The organism is Anaerophaga thermohalophila str. Valhall, assembly GCF_000250735.1.
Lineage (GTDB): Bacteria > Bacteroidota > Bacteroidia > Bacteroidales > Marinilabiliaceae > Anaerophaga > Anaerophaga thermohalophila_A.
The window spans coordinates 1-3,129 of the sequence record NZ_AHZV01000259.1 but is presented as its reverse complement, the minus strand read 5'-3'; the positions used below and the strand labels follow the sequence as shown (position 1 = coordinate 3,129).

The window sequence follows — 3,129 nt, the reverse complement described above, 5'->3', positions numbered from 1 at the left end:
ACTCGTAAATGAAGATTTTGGCGGCGAGCGTAACACAGCAAATGGTACTTTATGGACAGACACTAATTAGTGTCTGTCCATAAAGCACAATAGATCGTTAGATTTTTAGATATAAGATTTAAGATGATTTTTACAACCTTGATATACTGCATTTTAAAAAACAAACCCCTTTAGATGCAAGCAATTGGCTTGCAGCGTATTGCAAAAGTTCAACGGAGTATTGTAAAGCAGATTAGATATAAAAAATGATGAAAACCGTTTTTTCCATATTATTGTTGATATTTGTCGTTACACCCTTGACTGTCGGGCAAAATGACGACGCAAGGCTTAACCGTGTGAATGAAGACAACCAGCGTACCGGCAAATGGGAAATATTCTACGATACCGGTGAGCTGAAAGAGACCGGGACCTATGTTAACGGTCAACGCAACGGGCTGTGGAAAACGTACTACAAAAGTGGTACATTAAAACACGAAATCACTTACAACAACGGTATTGCAAAAGGTCCCGCCCGGTTTTATTACCGCGACGGCAGCCTCTGGGAAGAAGGATACTGGAACGAAAACCACTGGCAGGGTGAATACAGCCTCTATCATGCCAACGGGAAAAAGTTTTACGAGTGGCACTATAACGATTCCGGAAGACGTGAAGGCGAACAAAAATATTATCATGCCAACGGAAAACTCAAATATACAGGTACCTGGGAAGATGGAAACATCGCCGGCGAACTCCGCATCTATAATGAGAAAGGACAACTGACGGAGAAACGAAAATATGCCGAAGGCTCTTTTAAAGAAAGCAACAAAATAACCACGCGTCCGCAAAATGCACAGGAAAACCCCGACAAAAAAATCCCTCCTTTCTACGGAACCGGTAACTATACGCTTCAGTCGCTCGACGGACGCGTCATTAAAGAAGGTTACTTCCGCGACGGGATTTTGCAGGACGGAAAACATTTCATCTATAACGAAAAAGATTCTCTTATTGAAGTAAGAACAGTAGAAAACGGAGAATATACAGCACAATAGACTGCAGGAATGCTAAGGTAAACTTTTACAGATGTCTGCGTTTAGTTTTTTTTTAACTTGACGATTGTCTTAAATTAGCCGTCTGAAAAAATTCAAATAAGCAGACGACGTACTACTATGGACAATAATCTGACGCTTTACAACACACTTTCCCGGAAAAAAGAAGAATTTAAACCGATAAATCCGCCACATGTAGGGCTGTATGTCTGTGGCCCTACGGTTTACGGCGATCCTCATTTAGGCCATTCACGCCCCGCCATTACTTTCGATTTGCTTTTCCGCTACCTGACGCATCTGGGCTATAAAGTCCGCTATGTACGTAACATAACCGATGTAGGGCACCTGGAAAACGATGCCGACGACGGGGAAGACAAAATAGCCCAAAAAGCACGGGTCGAACAACTGGAGCCCATGGAAATAGCCCAGTATTATTCAAACCGTTACCACCTGTTTATGGATGCCCTTAACGTGAAACGCCCAAGCATTGAGCCGCGGGCATCCGGGCACATCATCGAGCAGCTTCAAATTGTCAAAGAAATTCTTGACAAAGGGTATGCTTATCAAAAAAACGGGTCGGTCTATTTCGATGTGGAGAAATACGACAAAGACCATCGATACGGTACCTTATCGGGGCGTGTCCTGGACGAATTGCTAAGCACCACAAGAGAACTGGAAGGTCAATCGGAAAAACACAACAGCTTCGATTTTGCGTTGTGGAAAAAAGCAACCCCGACACACATCATGCGCTGGCCTTCTCCATACAGTGAAGGATTCCCAGGCTGGCACATCGAATGCACGGCCATGAGCACAAAGTATCTGGGCGATCAGTTCGACATACATGGCGGCGGCATGGACCTTCTCTTCCCCCATCATGAGTGCGAAATTGCCCAATCTGTTGCTGCCAAAGGGAAAACCCCGGCACGCTATTGGATACACAACAATATGATCACCATCAACGGGCAGAAGATGGGAAAATCGCTGGGCAACTTCATAACACTGGAAGAATTCTTTACAGGTAACCATAAATTACTGAACAAGGCCTGGTCGCCAATGACCATACGTTTCTTTATCCTGCAGGCACATTACCGCAGCACTGTGGATTTCTCAAACGAGGCCCTTCAGGCCGCCGAAAAAGGACTGGAAAGATTGATGAATGCGTTGGAACAGATGGAGAAAATAAAACCCGCCGGACAAACAACCTTCGACATTCAAAATTTCAAGAATAAATGTTATGCCGCATTGAACGACGATCTGAACAGTCCTGTACTGATTGCGCACCTTTTCGAAGGAACAAAAGTCATCAAGGCAGCGGTGGCCGGAAAAGAGTCATTTACGAAAAAAGACCTCGAAACTTTCATACATACTATGCATCTTTTCTCTGAGGACATTCTTGGACTGAAAGTTGAAACGGAAGGAGCAAACCCACATCCCCAGATTCTTGAAGGGGTTATGAAACTCCTTCTTGAAGTTCGCCAACAGGCCAAAAATGTCAAAGACTTTGAAACAGCCGATCGCATAAGGGACGGTCTTAAGCAACTGGGCATTGAAGTCAGGGACAGCAAAGACGGAGCGGAGTGGGTGGTAAAAACCCCCTAAATCCCCCAGGGTTTAGTTGAGAGCGGGCAAGTGCAAAAAGTGTTTTCAATGTTCAACCAGTATTCACCACAGATTCTTGCAAGCAAGCGGCATAGCCGAGCGACACAGATTATCAATTATCAATTATCAATGACCAATGATCAATAGAGGCTAAGGCTGAGGTTAAGGTTAAGAATTCACCACGGAGAACCTATAGATAAAAGGCAGAAGATAGAAGCAAGCAGAGACGCACGGCCGTGCGTCTTAACAAGCCCGAAATCCGGAACCCAAAACACGAAATCAAAGCAAATTGAGGTTAAGGCTGAGGATTTTCCACAAATTGAGCCAATCAAATACGGGAAAAACAATTTATCCAAAACCGTGCGGAGGGGTACCCCCTTCAGGGGGTCAGGGGGTGCGCAAAAGGGTGTGGCTAAGGTTAAGTTTGAGAATACACCATATAAGACATATAAGAACACAGAGATAAGGTTGCATTATAGATGATAGAGATTAAAAATTTAACCTG

At 44.3% G+C, this 3,129-nt stretch carries 2 protein-coding genes; both read left to right on the top strand.

Features of this window, described 5'->3' with window-relative positions; all coding sequences use genetic code 11:
• The first annotated feature begins 245 nt into the window (after positions 1–245).
• Positions 246–1,028 (top strand): toxin-antitoxin system YwqK family antitoxin, encoded by a 783-nt coding sequence (locus tag OQ5_RS0114020; protein WP_255297546.1) that lies wholly within the window; start codon positions 246–248, stop codon positions 1,026–1,028.
• Between the two features lie 117 nt (positions 1,029–1,145).
• Positions 1,146–2,624 carry a cysteine--tRNA ligase gene (gene cysS / locus OQ5_RS0114015; RefSeq protein WP_016778094.1) on the top strand — a complete coding sequence of 493 codons (1,479 nt, stop codon included), beginning with the start codon at positions 1,146–1,148 and terminating at the stop codon, positions 2,622–2,624.
• The last annotated feature ends 505 nt before the right edge of the window (positions 2,625–3,129 follow it).